The organism is Bacillus sp. DU-106 (genome assembly GCF_004799705.1).
In the GTDB taxonomy this organism is placed as follows: domain Bacteria; phylum Bacillota; class Bacilli; order Bacillales; family Bacillaceae_G; genus Bacillus_A; species Bacillus_A cereus.
In genome coordinates, this window is sequence record NZ_CP026607.1 from 3,857,683 (window position 1) to 3,873,839 (window position 16,157).

The window sequence follows — 16,157 nt, forward strand, 5'->3', positions numbered from 1 at the left end:
TAACTCCTCGCCCTTTTTTACGTTTATTGAATTTCCAGTGTTACTTTTTCATCATTATGATGTCCCACTGAATACAAGAGCATTCGAATCGCTTTCGCAACTCTCCCTTGCTTTCCAATGACTTTTCCAACATCCTCAGGATGTACAGTTAATCGATACTTTATCTCTCCGTTGCAAAGTTCCTGTGTAACTTTTACATCTTCAGGATAATCGACAAGAGGCTTGACAATCGTCTCGACTAACTTCTTCATAGTCATTGCCTCAATTACTTACCTTGTTTAGATAAGTGGAATTTCTCCATGATACCTTGGTTAGAGAATAAGTTACGAACTGTATCAGATGGTTTAGCACCATTTCCTAACCATTTTAATGCTGCTTCTTCGTTGATCTTAACTTCAGCTGGTTGAGCAACTGGATTGTAAGTTCCGATTTCCTCAATGAAACGTCCGTCACGAGGAGAACGAGAATCTGCAACAACTACACGATAGAAAGGAGTTTTTTTAGCTCCCATACGTTTTAAACGAATTTTAACTGCCATTTATAAAGCACCTCCGAATTTATTTCACACAGATAATTATATTAGCAAAAAGACTATTGCTTTGTAAAGTATTTTTTCTTAACAGAGCCATCTTTTTTTCCTTACATGAATGGAAACTTCAATCCACCTAGTCCTTTTTTCTTACCTTTTTGCATTCCCGTCATCGTCTTCATCATTTTTTTCATGTCATCGAATTGTTTAATTAGACGATTGATTTCTTGTACAGTTGTACCGCTACCTTTGGCAATGCGCTTTTTGCGACTAGCATTGATTATTTCCGGTTGTTCTCGTTCTAATTTAGTCATAGAACGAATAATTGCCTCAATATGCCCAATTTGTTTTTCATCAACTTGTGCATTTTTCAGCCCTTTAATTTTATTTGCACCAGGAAGCATTCCTAACAATTCATCAAGCGGCCCAAGTTGACGCACTTGTCCAAGTTGTTCTAGGAAATCGTCAAGCGTAAACGAAAGCGTACGCATTTTTTGCTCAAGTTCTTTCGCTTTCTCTTCATCAACTGTAGCTTGCGCTTTTTCAATCAATGTTAAGACATCGCCCATCCCTAAAATACGGGATGCCATACGCTCTGGATGGAACGCTTCAATTGCATCTAGTTTTTCACCCATACCAGCAAATTTAATCGGCGTGTTTGTTACAGCCTTAATAGATAATGCAGCACCACCGCGCGTATCACCATCTAATTTCGTTAATACAACACCTGTTAAACCTAACTGTTCATGGAAACTTTGCGCAACATTTACCGCGTCTTGTCCCGTCATCGCATCGACAACAAGGAAAATTTCATCCGGTTTCGCAACTTCTTTAACTTTCGCTAATTCATCCATTAGTTCTTCATCAATATGCAGGCGACCCGCTGTATCGATTAAAACATAATCGTGATGATCTTCTTTTGCTTTTGCAATCGCTTGTTTCGCAATTTCAACAGGACTTACTTGATCTCCTAAAGAGAATACAGGCATGTCCAATTGCTTCCCTAATGTTTCAAGCTGTTTAATCGCTGCTGGACGGTAAATATCCGCTGCAACAAGCATCGGTTTACGGTTATGCTTTTTACGAAGCAAATTCGCAAGCTTACCTGTCGTCGTTGTTTTACCCGCACCTTGCAGACCAACCATCATAATAACAGTCGGTGGCTTATTAGCAACAGCAATTTTGCTTTGCTCTCCGCCCATAAGTTCTGTAAGTTCTTCCTGTACAACTTTAATTACTTGTTGTCCAGGTGTCAAACTTTTCATTACATCTTGTCCGACAGCACGTTCAGACACACGCTTCACAAAATCTTTTACTACTTTAAAGTTAACATCTGCTTCTAAAAGAGCTAGACGAACTTCTCTCATCATTTCTTTCACATCGGCTTCAGAAACTTTTCCTTTGCCGCGGATTTTTTGCATTGTCTGTTGAAGTCGGTCGGCTAATCCTTCAAATGCCATATTGCCGCCCTCCTAATCTAATTTTTCGATAGCTTCAACAACTTGTTTCATTTCTTCATTTACATGCTCTTCTTCGCTGATTAGCTGTTTTAGCTTTGCAACAAGTCGCTGTCGCTCTTGAAACTTTTGAAGTAATACTAATTTTTCTTCATATTCTTCAAGCATCGCTTCAGTCCGTTTAATGTTATCATACACGGCTTGGCGACTTACATCAAATTCTTCCGCAATTTCACCAAGAGATAAATCATCTAGATAATAAAGCGACATATAACTTCTTTGTTTTTGCGTTAACAACGATTGATAAAAATCAAATAAATAGTTCATTCTCGTTGTTTTTTCGAGCATGTTGGATCATCCTTTGTTAAGTGATTTCCCTTTACATGAATTAGTTTACATGTAGTCCAAAAGAGTGTCAAGTTTTTTTCTTAACATCATATATTTTTTATAGAAAAAGAAGCGGAAATACCGCTCCTTTCACTTATACTTCTTCTGTTTCTACTAAGTTCGCAAATAAACCATACACATATTGTTCTGGATCAAACTGTTGCAAGTCATCCATTCGCTCTCCTAATCCAACAAACTTCACTGGTACATCCATTTCGTTACGAATCGCTAATACAATACCACCTTTAGCAGTTCCATCTAACTTCGTTAAAACAATACCAGTTACATTCGTTGCTTCACGGAATGTTTTCGCTTGGCTTAAACCGTTTTGTCCTGTTGTTGCATCAATAACAAGTAATACTTCATGAGGAGCACCTGGTACTTCACGCTCAATTACACGCTTCACCTTCTCTAATTCTTTCATTAAATTTACTTTATTTTGCAAGCGTCCTGCTGTGTCACATAGTAATACATCTACCTTACGTGCTTTCGCAGCTTGTACAGCGTCATACATAACCGCCGCTGGATCAGATCCAGATCCTTGTTTAATCACTTCTACACCAACGCGATCGCCCCATACTTCTAATTGTTCAATCGCTCCAGCACGGAATGTGTCTCCTGCCGCTAATAGGACTGACTTACCTTCTGATTTAAACTTATGCGCCAGTTTACCAATTGTCGTCGTTTTTCCTACACCATTAACACCAACAAATAAAACAACCGTTAATTGGTCCTCTTGCATATTAATTTCGTTACTAAAATCGCTGTCGCCTTTGTAAATTCCTACTAGTTTTTCTGAAATAACAGCTTGTACTTCTTTTGGATCTTGAATGTTACGACGTTGTACTTCTTCTTTCAATTGGTCAATTAATTCCATTACCGTCGCAACGCCAACGTCTGCACCGATTAAGATCTCTTCTAACTCTTCGAAAAAATCTTCGTCCACTTTACGGTAACGATAAACTAAATCATTCACTTTATCCGCAAATGAATTTCTCGTTTTTTCTAATCCTTGTTTAAATTTCTCTGTAACTGTATCCGTTTGTTTTGAAATTTTTTCTTTTAGTTTTTTAAAAAAACTCATACTTTCCCATCCTTCCTATTCACTTGCAATAAGTTCTTCTCCGGCGTCTAAACGAACCGAAACAAGTTTAGATACCCCTGATTCTTGCATTGTTACACCGTACAACACATCAGACTCTTCCATTGTACCTTTTCTATGTGTAATTACAATAAACTGCGTCTCATTACTGAATTTCTTTAAATACTGTGCAAAACGAGCTACATTCGCCTCATCAAGGGCTGCCTCTACCTCATCTAGTACACAGAATGGTACTGGGCGTACTTTTAAAATACCAAATAAAAGCGCAATTGCTGTTAAAGCACGCTCTCCACCTGAAAGTAAACCTAAGTTCTGCAGTTTCTTCCCTGGCGGTTGTGCTACAATATCAATACCCGTATTTAGTAAATCCTCTGGATTAGTCATTACTAAATCCGCTCTACCGCCTCCAAATAATTCAGAGAATACCGATTGAAACTCCATTCTAATGCCTTCAAACGTAGTAGAAAAGCGTTTTTTCATTTCTTCATCCATTTCGGTAATAAGCTGGTGCAATGTCGCTTTCGCTTCTTCTAGGTCGTCTCTCTGCTCTAGTAAGAATGTATGACGCTCCGCTACACGTTCATATTCATCAATTGCCCCTAGGTTCACTGTACCTAACTCTTCTATAGATAATTTGATTAATTTTACTTTCTTACGCGCATCTTCTGCAGGCATTGTCATTGTATATTTTAGTTTTGCCGCTTCAAATGAAATCGTATATGTTTCACGTAAATGTTGTAATCTATTTTCCAACTCTACATCAAGTCGATTTATTCTCACTTCTTGATCTTTCAACATTTCAAGAATATATTTATGTTTACCTGTCGTTTCTTTCAAATTGCGCTCTAAATGTTCTACCCTCTCTTGCAACGATACACGTTGTTCACGACGAGAGCGAATTAATTCTGAAGTTTGATTACGATCATATGCTTTCTTCTCAATCATATTCGTAATTTGCTCTTCACCACTTGAATTAGATGTCATTTCTTGTTTTAAGAACGCTAAATCCTCTTTCGTTTTTACAAGTGTCGCATCCGTTTCTTCTTTTTCCTTCGTCAATCGTTCAACTTTTTCTTTTTGATTAAATAAGCGTTGTTGCTTTTCAGCTACCAGCACTTTTAACTCCGTCATTTCTTTTTGAACTTTTTCTTTCGAAGAATGTTGCTCACTTTTTTGTTTTGTTAAAGCTACAATTTTACTATCTAACTTAGTGATATCAGCTTGAAGATTCGTTAAAATCCCTTCTAACTCCTCTTTACGCCCTTGCATTTTTACTCGATCTTGTAAAAACCCTTCAATCTCTAAATCATAAATAGACAATCGATCATTAATACGATGTTCTTCTAATTCTAGACGATTAATCTCTTCTCTTAATTTCTGCTCATCTACACGATCTACTTCTACAGTTTGCCTTAGTTCGCGTATTTTCACTTCTTTTTCTTGAATCTCTTGTTTTACTGCTTTAACAAAGTTTTCTAACTTCATTGTTTTTTCTTCCATATCAGTTAACTTGCGAGTCCACTCTTCCAGTTCACGTTGGCGTCCTAATAAAGAAGATTTCGCTTGCTTTACCGCCCCACCAGTCATAGAACCGCCAGGATTCACTACATCACCTTCGATTGTTACAATGCGATAACGGTATTGCAGTTGTTTCGCCAACTCATTTGCTCCGCGTAAATCTTTCGCAACAATAACCGTACCTAATAAATTTGAAACTACATTTTCATATTTATTGTTGTACTGCACAAGTTCTGCCGCCACACCTACAAACGATGGGTGTTGATTTGCAATGCGTAATTGCTCAAATGATAAAGACCTGCTTTTAATAACAGCTTGCGGTAAAAACGTTGCACGTCCATGTTTATTTTGCTTTAAAAATGCTATCGCATTACGAGCATGCTCCTCTGTTTGTACAACAATATGCTGCATCGCTGCACCTAGAGCAATTTCCATTGCAACTTCGTATTCTTTCGGTACCGTTAACAGTTCCGCAACAGCACCCTCGATACCTTGCAACCTATTTTCTCTAGCTTTCAATACTTCACGTACACCTTGATAGAATCCAGAATAATCTTCTTGCATCTCTTCAAGCATTTCTTTTCGAGAACGTGCCTGTTGCACAAATTGATATGCTTGATACAGTTTTGTTTCATTTTCACTATACTGCGTCTTACATTTCCCAAGCGCCGCCTCTGTCTTCTGTATGTTTGAGAGAATGCCAGCTACTTTTTCTTTCGCTTGTTCGTAACTTTCTACAAGTTTCGTCTTTTTCGCTGTAATTTCCATACGCATTTCTACATATTTCGCATTCTCTTCATCTAGACGCTCGTTTTTAGACGTTTGCTGTTTAGATTGTTCTTCAATCATAGATAATTCATTACGATGACTAGCTTGTTGATTTAAAAGCTCAATATAGTCACCTTTTAAATTCTCAATCTGTTCCTCTAAATTGTCAGCAAAAGTAGCAAGCAGTTGCTCATTATCATGCAATTTTTGCTCCAACTCTTTTACTTCATTCACAAATTGCATTAAAGCTTCTGTACTTGACTCAATCTCACCATCGTAACTTTTAGTTTTCTCTGTTAATTCAACAATTAACTGCTCAAGTTGCGCACAATGCGTCGTAGCATTTTGCTTTCTCTCTTTTAACAACTCGCGCTGCCCTTCAAGTTTTTCTAGCTCTTTACTAGAAAGAAGAAGTACTTCTTGCAACGAGTCTACAGACTCATCTACCGCTTGTAATTGTCCTCGTAATTCCTCAAGCTCTTCTTCACTTTTTTGTAAATTCGTTGACATTTTAGCTTCTTCGTTTTTATTATGCCCAAACTGATTTCGAAGCGCTTCCCATTTCTCGTGCAATTCTTCAATTTCATGGACAATAAGCGCAGCTTCTACTTTCTCTAATTCTTCTTTATTCTCAAGATAATCTTTCGCAATAGAAGCTTGTCTTTCTAAAGGTTCTACTTGACTACTTAATTCATGAATTATATCTTGTACACGATTTAAGTTTTCTTGTGTTTCTGCTAATTTCCCTTCAGCTTTCTTTTTGCGAAGTTTGTATTTTAGTACGCCTGCCGCTTCTTCAAATACACCTCGACGCTCTTCTGACTTACTACTTAAAATCTCTTCCACTTTCCCCTGGCTAATAATTGAAAAAGCTTCTCTTCCCATACCAGAGTCCATAAATAAATCGATAATATCTTTCAATCTACATGATTGTTTATTAATATAAAAATCACTATCACCTGAACGAGATACACGACGTGTTACACACACCTCATTGTATTCAATTGGTAAACGTTGATCTTCATTATTTAAAGTTATTGTTACTTCAGCAACATTAACCGCTCTCCTCGTATCACTGCCTGCAAAAATAATATCCTCCATCTTTGCACCACGTAATGATTTTGCAGATTGTTCACCAAGTACCCAGCGAATTGCATCAGTAATATTACTTTTCCCGCTTCCATTAGGTCCTACTACAGAAGTTACACCTGGGACAAAATCAACAGATACACGCTCAGCAAAAGACTTAAACCCTGCTATTTCTAATCTTTTTAAAAACACGAAAGGCCTTCCTCCTATTCTCCGTCGTTATAAATGTTCTCTATACAAAAACAAGTATTATACGGATTTACCTTCTTTTTCATTATAAACAAAAAGAAAGTTTCATTCTATGCACAAGGAATCCCCCTCATTCAAAGGGGGATTCCTTATAGTTGTTCTTTTAATTTTTTCAATGCTTCTGCAGCAGCTTGTTGCTCTGCTTCTTTTTTCGACTTACCACTACCAAGACCTAAAGCTACGTTATTTAACGTAACACGTGACACAAATTCTCGATTGTGAGCTGGTCCTTTTTCTTGCAAAATTTGATACTCAACATTGCCACTGCCATCACGCTGAATCAATTCTTGCAACTGACTCTTATAATCCATCACATGAGAAAAAGCACCCTCATTAATTTTCGGATATACAATTTCTTTTAAGAATTCCCAAACTGTTTCTAGCCCTTGATCAAGATAAAGGGCACCAATAAACGCTTCAAAGACATCCGCTAATAAAGCTGGTCGTTCACGTCCACCTGTCATTTCTTCACCTTTTCCTAATAAAACAAGGCTACCAAATGACAATTCGTTCGCAAAACGAACAAGAGATGGCTCACATACAATAGCTGCACGTAGTTTTGTTAACTCTCCTTCGCTCATTGTCGGATATTTTTGAAACAGATACTGCGATACAGTCAGTTCCAATACTGCATCTCCAAGAAATTCAAGACGCTCATTATCTTCATGCGGTTTTTTTCGATGCTCATTCACATACGATGAATGCGTAAATGCTTGAATCAATAATTTTTCATCTGTAAACGTAATACCTATCTTTTCTTGAAACACTTTAAATGCTTCACGATATTTTGTTTCGTATTTTTTTTCTCTATATTTTCGGTACGGCATAGGTCCCTCCAGATATAAGCCAGAAAGCCCCGCTAAAAAACGGGACTTCACTTAAGCATTATAGATGACTCTCTATGTAAGTCACAGCATCGCCAACAGTAGCAATCTTTTCAGCATCTTCATCAGAAATTTCCATTTCGAATTCATCTTCTAATTGCATTACAAGTTCTACTACATCTAGGGAGTCTGCTCCTAAATCTTCCTTGAAGCTTGCAGCTGGTACTACCTCAGTCTCTTCTACTCCTAAACGATCAACGATGATTTTTGTTACGCGCTCTAAAACATCTGCCATTCCATTCACCTCCCCTCAAATATTATATTAAATATTGACCAAAAAAACTAGGTGAAATCGATTCTTTTATTACATTACCATACCGCCATCAACATTTAACGTTTGACCTGTAACATATTTGCTTTGATCAGAAGCAAAAAACGTTACAGCATTCGCGATATCTTTCGCTTCACCAAATTGAGCAGCTGGAATAACTTTTAACATTTCGGCTTTAATATTCTCATCTAGTACATCCGTCATATCAGTCGCAATAAATCCCGGCGCAATTGCATTCACTGTAATATTTCGACTTGCTAACTCTTTTGCAGATGTTTTTGTTAATCCAATAACACCCGCTTTAGCAGCAACATAGTTAGCTTGTCCTGGGTTTCCTATAACACCAACAACCGAAGCGATGTTTATAATTCTACCGTGACGTTGACGCATCATATAACGAGATACTGCTTTTGTACATAAGAATACACCTTTTAAGTTTGTATTAATAACTGTATCCCATTCTTCTTCTTTCATACGCATTAATAAATTATCTTTCGTTACACCAGCATTATTTACAAGAATATCAACTTGTCCAAATGTATCTACTGTTTGTTTCACCATATTTGTAACATCATCAGCATTTGCAACATCTGCTCTTACCGCAATTGCATCAGAACCTAATTTTTTAATTTCATCTACTACTTCATTTGCTTTTTGTTCATTACCAGCATAATTTACTACTACATTTGCCCCTTGTTTCGCTAAATCAATCGCAATCGCGCGACCAATTCCACGTGAAGCGCCAGTTACTAATGCTACCTTCCCTTTTAACATCAGTTTTCTCCTCTCAAATTTGAAATGGTATCTTTTAATGTCTCTTCATCGTATATCGCATATGCTTTTACTGATGAATCAATTGACTTCATAAGTCCAGCAAGTACTTTTCCAGGTCCAATTTCAATAAATGTATCTACTCCCTGGTTCACCATATATTCAATAGACGGGTACCATAATACAGGCGAATAAAGCTGTTCGATTAACTTTTCTTGAATGTCTGCACCACGTGTAATAACTTCCGCCGTAACATTTGCAATAACAGGAATATTCGTGTCATGAATTGTAATTTCATTTAAAACACTTTGGAACTTCTCAGCTGCCGGCTTCATAAGTGAAGAATGGAATGGCCCACTTACTTTTAGTGGAATCGCTCTCTTTGCACCATTTTCCTTCGCTCTTTGAGAAGCAACCTCTACGCCTTGCTTCGTTCCAGAAATCACAATTTGCTTCGTACTATTCATATTAGCGATTTGCACTGCATATCCTTCACTTGTTACTTCTTCTGTAACTTGTTTCAGCATATGTGGGTCAGCACCTAATATAGCTGCCATTGCGCCTTCCCCGCCCGGAACAGCTTCTTCCATATATTCGCCACGTTTCCTTACAGCATATACAGCATCTTCAAAAGTTAATGCACCAGCTGCTACAAGAGCACTATATTCACCTAAACTATGACCAGCGACAAAGTCAGGTGTAATGTCATACTCTTTCAAAGCTGTCAAAATAGCAAAACTCGTTGTTAATAATGCAGGCTGCGCATTTGTTGTTAATGTAAGCTTTTCCTGCGGTCCTTCAAAAATCACTTCTGAAAGTGAATCTTCCAACACCTCATCTGCTTTTGCAAACACTTTTGCAACCTCTTTATTATTCTCTGCTAATTGTTTACCCATTCCAACTGCCTGTGAACCTTGGCCCGGAAAAAGAAATGCTATTTTTCCCATTTCAAATCCTCCTCTTATTGGAGTGACTCTTTCTCCATTACGCTTGAAATCGTAGGAATTACTTCTTTCGCTACCATTTCTCTCGTTTGACGAATCGCACTAAATATCGACTGATCATTAGAAGAACCGTGAGCCTTAATGACAGGTGCTTTCAATCCAAATAATGCAGCTCCTCCATACTCCGAATAATCCATTTTATCTTTTAATACCATAAGTTTTGGCTTTAATACCGCCGCTGCTAATTTGCTCGTAAATGAACTCATTAACTGTTCTTTCAACATAGAGAATAGCGCAAGTGCTGTTCCCTCTAATGATTTCAACGCTACATTCCCTGTAAAACCATCACATACAACAACATCTGCTACACCTTGCAATAAATCTCTTGATTCAACGTTCCCCACGAAATTAATTGGCGCATCTTTAAGCATTGCAAATACTTGCTTTGAAAGCTCGTTTCCTTTTCCATCCTCTGTTCCAACGTTTAATAGTCCAACGCGAGGATTTTCAATTCCTCTTACCTTCTCAGCATAAACAGATCCCATTACTGCATATTGATATAAATGAATTGGTTTTGCATCAACATTTGCTCCAACATCTAACATAACAAAACCTTTTCCATCTACAGTTGGCATTGTAGGCGATAAAGCTGGTCTCTCAATTCCTTCCATACGACCGACTACAAATAATCCAGCTGCCATTAAAGCTCCTGTACTACCTGCGGATATACAAGCGTCTGCTTCTCCATCCTTTACTTGTTGTGCCGCAAGCACCATTGAAGCTTGTTTTTTTCGACGAACCGCTCTTACTGGTTCCTCCGTTGATTCTATTTTTTCGTCTGTATGAAGAATAGTAATTCGTTCATCACTCGTTAAGTATTGACGAATTTCCTCTTCTTTCCCTACTAACGTAATATGTAAATCAGAATATTCCTTAATAGCTTTCATTGCCCCTAATACTACAGCCTTTGGAGCGTGATCTCCGCCCATTGCATCTATTGCGATTTTCATAAGTTGTTACCTTCCTCACTATAATTACTAGATCGATACATTTCAAAAGTGCCTGTAAAAACAAGTTCTTCTCCAACGAAGCTACGCACTTTGACAACCGTCCGTCCTTTATCATTCTCTACATCTTCAACGCGCGCTTTTGCAACAACACGCTCTCCTAATTTTACAGGGCGAATGTATCGAATGGTAGACTTTGCAGTTAAAGCTAATTCTTCATCAATAACCGCAACAGCTAGTGAGTTTGCTTGCGCAAACAGATGATGCCCACGAGCGATTTGATTTCTTTTAAATACATGTTCTATCTTTACTTCAAAGATAGAGATTGCATGTCTATCTAATTCAATATCAATAATTTCTCCAACAACCTCTTCTAACGGTAAAGATTTCACATCTTCTTCATGTTGCTTTGTAGCTACATGTTTAATTCTCTCTCTTAATTCAGGAATAGACAATTCCATACGATCAAGTCGTACCGTTTGTATACTCACTTGAAATTTTTCCGCTAAATCTTCATCCGTAATAAAAGGATTTGATTCGATTGTTTGTTGTAATAACTCTTGTCTTTCTTTTTTACTTCTTCTTTTTTTCATACCGCACCATCCATTTTTATGACTAGGTACTAACAGTAGTATATAATCATTAAAAGTAGAATGCAACAAAAACTTTTGTTGACTCCCTTTAATCGAGCTTCTCTCCTTGGAACACACCTGTCCCATCAAGATACGTACGCAAGGCAGCATACTGATCATTGTGCCAAAACGCTTCTGAATCTACTAGTATCGCCGCATCTTGCCTTGCCGTTTCTAACGCTCGATAATCATGTACCATGTCAGCAACCTTAAATTCTGGTAAGCCACTTTGCTTACTCCCAAAGAAATCTCCAGGACCTCGTAATTCTAAATCTTTTTCTGACAATACAAATCCATCATTTGTTTCAGTCATTATGCGCATTCTTTCTTTCCCTGTTTCTGATTTAGGGTCTGCTATTAATAAACAATATGATTGTTCACTACCACGGCCGACACGCCCTCTAAGCTGATGAAGCTGCGATAAACCGAAACGTTCTGCATCATAAATAACCATTACAGTCGCATTCGGTACGTTCACACCTACTTCAACAACTGTTGTCGATACAAGAATTTGTACTTTATTTTCACTAAACTGTCCCATTATCTCTTCTTTTTCCTGAGACGATAATCTCCCATGCATCAATCCAACTTGGCATTTCCCTTGGTAATGATGCGTCAGCATACTATGTAAATCGATAGCATTTTGCACATCAAGTTTCTCAGATTCTTCAATTAGAGGACAAATAACGTATGCCTGTCTTCCTTTTTTTATCTCCTTTTCAACGAAACCGAGAACGCGATCTAACATATCATGTTTTGCCCAGTATGTTTCAATCACCTTTCTACCTGCTGGCATCTCATCGATTATCGAAACATCCATCTCTCCAAATGCAGTAATTGCAAGCGTACGCGGAATTGGTGTCGCTGTCATAAATAATACATCTGGACTTTCACCTTTCTCCCGTAAAACTCGGCGCTGCGCTACACCAAATCGATGCTGTTCATCTGTAATAACGAGACCCAACCTATGAAATATAACTTCATCTTGAATTAAGGCATGCGTTCCAACAAGAATATCTATTTCTCCTTGTTCTAACTTCGCTAAAATTTCTCGACGTCTCGCCCCTTTAACAGAACTTGTTAACAGTTCCACCTTCATACCAAAATGCGAAAACGTTTCAGCAAGCGACTGATAATGTTGCTCAGCTAAAATTTCTGTAGGAACCATTAAAGCACCTTGATAATGAGCTAATTTCGATGCATAAAGACCAATCGCAGCAACAACTGTTTTCCCAGAACCAACATCACCTTGCAATAGTCGGTTCATCCGATAAGGAGATGTCATATCTTTCAAAATTTCATCTACAACTCGGCGCTGCGCACCCGTTAATGGAAACGGCAGTGCATCGATAAATTCTTGTAATTCTGCTGACGGAATCTCTTTCTTCGTCCCTTTTGAATTTTCCCTCTCCATTTTCCGGAGCGTTTGCATTTTCAGCTGAAATAAGAAAAATTCTTCATATACAAAACGGCGACGCGCTTGCTTCAAATCTTCCTGTCCTACCGGAAAATGCAATGCCCTGAGCGCTTCATATCTTGGTAATAATTTATATCGCCCTAACAAACCATCCGGTAACACTTCGACTATAGAATCTCCATATTCCTTTAACGCTTGAGCAATAAAACGACGCATCTGTTTTACTGTAAGTTTCCCCTTTACTGAATAAACAGGTTCCACTTCTTGTTGACGTACAACCGGTCCAAAATGAAGTTCTGATACAGCAATTGTTTGACGATGTTGATCCCATTTACCAGTAATCGTTATCGTTTCATCTAACTTTAATTTTTGCTTATAGTAAGGCCTATTAAAACATACCGCCGTAATTAAATAACGACCGACGAGAACACGAACTGTTAAACGCGATTTCTTCTTACCATAATATTGCAGCAAAGGAGCACTATGAACCTTCCCTTCAACCGTTACACGTTCATCATGCTTTACTTCAGCAAGATCTTTCATCGCATAATCTTCATAACGGTACGGAAAATGTTCTAATAGATGAGAAACTGTATAAATACCCATCTCATGTAGTAACTCAGATGTTTCTCCTCCGATCCCCTTTACATCCGTAACAGGAACTTGTACAACATCATTCAAGATTCTCACACCCCGTCACATTATTTTCTTTATTGCATTTTATTTGAGTACCAATTAGCATCTGTAATCGCTCTCTTTCACCTTATATATTCTATCATAGGCATTCTAAGAGAAACTACTCAAATCCCTTATATAAAACAAGTAAAAAAGAGCCTCACTATTAGCAGCAAGGCTCTTTTCTCTCTTCAATATGCTAGCCTTTTGAATAAAAACTAGTAATAAACTTCATATTACTACTTCTTATCCATTAGCAAGTAAGTAATCCATTTATTTTCAAAACGAATCTTATCTTATTCTACAGAGAAGATGAAAGAATACACTGGTTGGTTTCCAGCATGTACTTCTACTTCTGCATCTTCAAATTTCTCTTCTACAAATTCAACTAACTCCGCTACTTCTTCATCAGTTGCATCTTCCCCTTGTAGAATCGTTACGATTTCAGAATCTTCATCAATAAGCGCTTCTAGTAATTGCTTCGCAGCTCCTACTTTTTCAGCATTTGTAGATACAATTTTCCCATCTGCAATACACATGAAATCATCTTTTTGAATTGCTACACCATCAATTTCCGTATCACGTACAGCATACGTAATTTGACCTGTTTTCACATGAGATAAAGCTTCTTGCATGTTTTCTTCATTCTCTTCTAACGTTCCAACTGGGTTAAATGCTAACATTGCTGCCATACCTTGAGGAACTGTTTTCGAACGAACAACAATAACTTCTTGATCTACAACTGATGCCGCTTGTTCTGCTGCCATTACAATATTTCCGTTATTCGGTAAAATAATGATTTTTTCAGCATTTGCTTCTTCAATTGCCTTCACGATATCCTCCGTACTTGGATTCATCGTTTGACCACCTTCGATAACTTTCGTTGCGCCGATGCTCTCAAATAAAGTTTTAATACCAGATCCCATAGCTACAGTTACGATACCATATGGTTGTTTTTCTTTCGATTGAGCTGGTTGCTCAGGAACCATAGTAGGTTCATCTAACAAAGCAGTATGCTGTTCACGCATATTTTCTACTTTAATCTTAATTAAACTACCGTATTTTTGCCCGTAGTTCATAGCGTCTCCAGGATGTTCTGCATGGATATGAACTTTTACAATTTCATCATCAGACACAACTAGTAGAGAATCACCATATACACTAATATCTTCACGGAATTTTTGTTCAGAGAAATTATGCTCTTTCACCTTTTCAGCCTCTAATTTCACCATGAACTCCGTACAATATCCATACTTAATATCTTCTGTACTCAATTGGCTTTGTACACTACGGTGATGTTCTGCGCGTACCATTTCATTCATAGATGGTTGCGTCGGTGCATCAGAAGAAATCGTTTCTCCTTTTAAGTCAGCTAAAAACCCTTCGTATACCACTACAAGACCTTTACCACCGCTATCTACAACGCCAACTTGTTTTAATACAGGTAATAAATCTGGCGTACGATTTAACGATGCGTTTGCTTCTTTCACAACGTCTTCCATAAACAAAACAAAGTCGCGCTGTTTTTTCGCAACTGTTACTGCATATTTACCCGTTTCTCTTGCAACCGTTAAAATCGTTCCTTCAATCGGTTTCATAACCGCTTTATAAGCCGCCTCTACTCCAGCTTCTAGTGCTGCAGCAAAATCAACTGTTGTTAATTCTTCTTTTTGTTCAATGGATTTAGAGAAACCACGGAACAACTGAGATAAAATAACTCCAGAGTTACCACGAGCTCCCATTAATAATCCTTTGGCTAAACTTACGCCGACTTTACCAGCATGCTGTGAAGGATTTGCTTTCACTTCACGCGCACCTGAAGTCATAGATAAGTTCATGTTTGTACCGGTATCGCCATCTGGAACTGGAAATACGTTTAATGCATCAACAAGCTGAACATTATTTGTTAAATTATTCGCTCCTTGCATGATCATTTGTGATAAACGTTTTCCATCAATTTTTTGAATTGACACAGATTTTCCTCCTTAATGCACATTACAAGTTTATTACTTTAACTCCTTGTACGTAGATGTTTACAGAATCTACTGCTAGTCCTACAGTTTGATCTAATGTATATTTCACTTTCGTCTGCACATTATGTGCCACTTCTGAAATTTTCGTACCATAGCTCACAATAATATACATATCAATATGTACTTCATCTTCATCTTTACGAACAATAACACCTCTAGTGAAGTTTTCTTTTCGTAAAATGTCTGTTAATCCATCTTTTAACTGATTTTTTGATGCCATACCTACGATACCGTAGCAATCTACCGCGGCACCTCCAGCAATTGTTGCAATTACATCTGTACTAATATCAATTTGACCGTACTTCGTTTTAATTTCAATTGACATCTCGTTTCCCCCTTCATAAATGGTGAAAGTGAGCTAGACTACTTTAGTTACTATCATATAATCTTTTTAAAGAAAATTCCATCGTTCTTTCTTTTCACT

15 protein-coding genes are annotated in these 16,157 nt (G+C 37.7%); all 15 read right to left on the bottom strand.

The window, feature by feature from the left end; all coding sequences use genetic code 11:
- Positions 1-23: 23 nt before the first annotated feature.
- Positions 24-251: a KH domain-containing protein gene (locus tag C3Y97_RS19415; RefSeq protein WP_000737401.1), complete on the bottom strand. Its 228-nt coding sequence runs from the start codon at positions 249-251 to the stop codon at positions 24-26.
- A 14-nt stretch (positions 252-265) separates the two neighbouring features.
- Positions 266-538, bottom strand: a complete 273-nt coding sequence (gene rpsP / locus C3Y97_RS19420) for a 30S ribosomal protein S16 (RefSeq protein WP_000268750.1) — start codon at positions 536-538, stop codon at positions 266-268.
- Between the two features lie 101 nt (positions 539-639).
- On the bottom strand, positions 640-1,989 hold the full coding sequence (ffh, locus tag C3Y97_RS19425; RefSeq protein WP_000863460.1) for a signal recognition particle protein: 1,350 nt from the start codon (positions 1,987-1,989) through the stop codon (positions 640-642).
- A 12-nt stretch (positions 1,990-2,001) separates the two neighbouring features.
- On the bottom strand, positions 2,002-2,334 hold the full coding sequence (locus C3Y97_RS19430) for a putative DNA-binding protein (RefSeq protein WP_000891062.1): 333 nt from the start codon (positions 2,332-2,334) through the stop codon (positions 2,002-2,004).
- A gap of 133 nt (positions 2,335-2,467) precedes the next feature.
- The gene (gene ftsY, locus C3Y97_RS19435) at positions 2,468-3,457 is read right to left on the bottom strand and encodes a signal recognition particle-docking protein FtsY (protein WP_071741403.1); all 990 of its coding nucleotides are present in this window, start codon (positions 3,455-3,457) and stop codon (positions 2,468-2,470) included.
- A 15-nt stretch (positions 3,458-3,472) separates the two neighbouring features.
- Positions 3,473-7,042 carry a chromosome segregation protein SMC gene (gene smc, locus C3Y97_RS19440; RefSeq protein ID WP_000478978.1) on the bottom strand — a complete coding sequence of 1,190 codons (3,570 nt, stop codon included), beginning with the start codon at positions 7,040-7,042 and terminating at the stop codon, positions 3,473-3,475.
- A 146-nt stretch (positions 7,043-7,188) separates the two neighbouring features.
- The gene (gene rncS, locus C3Y97_RS19445; RefSeq protein WP_001146875.1) at positions 7,189-7,926 is read right to left on the bottom strand and encodes a ribonuclease III; all 738 of its coding nucleotides are present in this window, start codon (positions 7,924-7,926) and stop codon (positions 7,189-7,191) included.
- A gap of 58 nt (positions 7,927-7,984) precedes the next feature.
- A complete protein-coding gene (gene acpP, locus C3Y97_RS19450; RefSeq protein WP_000786062.1) occupies positions 7,985-8,218 on the bottom strand; it encodes an acyl carrier protein in 234 nt (77 codons plus the stop codon).
- A gap of 69 nt (positions 8,219-8,287) precedes the next feature.
- Positions 8,288-9,028, bottom strand: coding sequence for a 3-oxoacyl-[acyl-carrier-protein] reductase (fabG, locus tag C3Y97_RS19455; RefSeq protein WP_000911773.1), 741 nt, complete (start codon positions 9,026-9,028; stop codon positions 8,288-8,290).
- Positions 9,028-9,972: an ACP S-malonyltransferase gene (fabD, locus tag C3Y97_RS19460; protein WP_000515899.1), complete on the bottom strand. Its 945-nt coding sequence runs from the start codon at positions 9,970-9,972 to the stop codon at positions 9,028-9,030. Before fabD ends, fabG begins: the two co-directional genes overlap by 1 nt.
- Before the next feature lie 14 nt (positions 9,973-9,986).
- Complete coding sequence (gene plsX / locus C3Y97_RS19465; protein WP_000684100.1) at positions 9,987-10,979, bottom strand: phosphate acyltransferase PlsX; 993 nt, start codon at positions 10,977-10,979, stop codon at positions 9,987-9,989.
- On the bottom strand, positions 10,976-11,569 hold the full coding sequence (gene fapR, locus C3Y97_RS19470; protein ID WP_000747348.1) for a transcription factor FapR: 594 nt from the start codon (positions 11,567-11,569) through the stop codon (positions 10,976-10,978). The genes plsX and fapR overlap by 4 nt, the downstream gene beginning before the upstream one ends.
- A gap of 88 nt (positions 11,570-11,657) precedes the next feature.
- Positions 11,658-13,706 (bottom strand): ATP-dependent DNA helicase RecG, encoded by a 2,049-nt coding sequence (gene recG / locus C3Y97_RS19475; protein WP_001000816.1) that lies wholly within the window; start codon positions 13,704-13,706, stop codon positions 11,658-11,660.
- A gap of 290 nt (positions 13,707-13,996) precedes the next feature.
- Entirely contained in the window at positions 13,997-15,673 is a 1,677-nt protein-coding gene (locus C3Y97_RS19480) for a DAK2 domain-containing protein (protein WP_000027129.1), read from the bottom strand.
- A gap of 22 nt (positions 15,674-15,695) precedes the next feature.
- Entirely contained in the window at positions 15,696-16,058 is a 363-nt protein-coding gene (locus tag C3Y97_RS19485; protein ID WP_000021109.1) for an Asp23/Gls24 family envelope stress response protein, read from the bottom strand.
- Positions 16,059-16,157: the final 99 nt, after the last annotated feature.